The 1,730-nt window shown below is 38.4% G+C and carries 2 protein-coding genes and 1 rRNA gene; 2 read left to right on the top strand and 1 reads right to left on the bottom strand.

Annotated features, from left to right (window positions below):
• Positions 1-10: 10 nt before the first annotated feature.
• Together rrf and Q8G36_RS28420 are read left to right on the top strand one after the other, a co-directional pair.
• Positions 11-126: ribosomal RNA gene (rrf, locus tag Q8G36_RS28425) — 5S ribosomal RNA — on the top strand.
• A 162-nt stretch (positions 127-288) separates the two neighbouring features.
• Positions 289-1,140, top strand: coding sequence for a tyrosine-type recombinase/integrase (locus Q8G36_RS28420; protein WP_305160564.1), 852 nt, complete (start codon positions 289-291; stop codon positions 1,138-1,140).
• Between the two features lie 291 nt (positions 1,141-1,431).
• Here the strand turns inward: Q8G36_RS28420 and Q8G36_RS28415 are convergent, their stop codons facing one another.
• A complete protein-coding gene (locus tag Q8G36_RS28415; RefSeq protein ID WP_305275325.1) occupies positions 1,432-1,671 on the bottom strand; it encodes a hypothetical protein in 240 nt (79 codons plus the stop codon).
• Positions 1,672-1,730 lie beyond the last annotated feature (59 nt).

The raw sequence follows: 1,730 nt of genomic DNA, 5'->3' as shown, positions 1-1,730 counted from the left end.
TCCTGATATGTTTGGTGGCGATAGCGAAGAGGTCACACCCGTTCCCATTCCGAACACGGCAGTTAAGCTCTTCAGCGCCGATGGTAGTTGGGGGTTTCCCCCTGTGAGAGTAGGACGCCGCCAAGCAATGTTTAGCACATCAATTAGGATTCATAAACCCGTATAAACAGGTTCAAATCCTATCTACGCATTCTAAACCTTAGGATTTTCCTAAGGTTTTTTTGTATAAATTCCACCATTCGTTGGAAAGGCTTTTTAATAGCATGAGTTTGGTAGGGGGCTTCTCGAATGACCAGTAAAGAAGAAATCCTGGACAATAAACAAATTCTTCATTCTTTTGCGGAATGGTTAATGGGTCAAAATAAATCCGATGGTACGATTAAAACCTATGTGGGAGTTATCTCCCAGCTTCTTCAATGGTTTAAGGATGAGGCGGAAGAGATTGAAAAATCCCACGTCCAAACCTATTTAGACGATATGGAACAGTCAAACAAGAGTGGAGGAACGATTGAAAAACATTATTCAGCCATTACCATGTTTTCCAGGTTCCTTGATAAACCCGAGATCGTCCTCAACATCGATCGTAAAGCAAAGGAAAAGAAAGAAGATCCGCCAAAAGCCCTGAACATGCTTGAGCAAGCTGCTCTCCTAAAAGAAATCGAGGCCTCTGGGCATTTCAGGAATATTGCTATTGTATACACAATGATTCATACGGGTATCCGGGTGTCCGAACTTTGTGATTTGAACCATAGTGACATTCAAAAAGAGGGAGAGAGGCAATATATCCTCATCCGGGATTCAAAAGGTGATATAGACAGAAAGATTCCACTCTCCATGACTGCTAGTGAAAAAATCAAGGCATACAAGGAGTTTTTAAATATGGAAACGGAAGCTATCTTCATATCCAGTGTGAATCAGCGCATCACGCCAAGGTCCGTGCAATATATGCTGACTAAATATAATGCGACTCCCCATAAGCTGCGGAATACGTTTTGCCAAAAATTAATCGATAAGGGGATAGACCTTCAAACCGTTTCAAAATTGATGGGGCATAAAGATTTGAACATGACCAAACGTTATATAGGAGAAGGAAAAGAAGAATTGGAATCAGCCATTGAAAATACTTTTGATAATTTGTAGGATTGGGAATACTTAACGATATACAAGAAGTTTTCCTTCATAATATAAGTTCCAATAGCACGGGGAATTTCTTGCTGATGATTTAAAAATAGCATTTCTTTTATAAAGTGTAGGCCTTTTAAAGGACAGATTAAAAAGACTAGGAATTTTTAAGGCGATGATTTCTTTTGGTGAATGCCACCCAAAACAACCCTTTGGTAGCCAAGAGGGTTAAAGGAATCTATTCTATATACTGTTCCAGGCTTACCTAGGGTAGACTAGAAAACATCATTGGACTTCTTATTCTACAATTTAGGGTTGCAGGGTGGTTTCTCTTAGTAGTTTCTCGGCTTCAATTATACAAGCACCCTTGTCATGTAGGTATTCAAGTAAGATACCCCTTTTTAATGCTGTTTGTTCCATTAAACTAATTTCATGATACATAGCACCAGACAAGATTCCTTTTTCTATGTTCTTATTTATTTCATAATAAAATCCTGCCAATAATTCTAACGGTAATTCATCGTAAAGGGAACTTTTTTTGTTCTCCATAAAGCACCTCCTCATTCTACAATAAAACTAGCATACATATTTGTAATAAAAACATAAGG

The sequence above is a fragment of the Peribacillus frigoritolerans genome, from assembly GCF_030676415.1.
Taxonomy (GTDB): Bacteria; Bacillota; Bacilli; order Bacillales; family DSM-1321; genus Peribacillus; species Peribacillus frigoritolerans_A.
This window is presented reverse-complemented; position numbering and strand designations above follow the sequence as displayed.

Excerpts from the sequence above, each read along its gene's own strand:
- Q8G36_RS28420 (WP_305160564.1), top strand. The coding sequence starts at position 289 with ATGACCAGTAAAGAAGAAATCCTGGACAATAAACAAATTCTTCATTCT.
- Q8G36_RS28415 (WP_305275325.1), bottom strand. The coding sequence starts at position 1,671 with ATGGAGAACAAAAAAAGTTCCCTTTACGATGAATTACCGTTAGAATTA.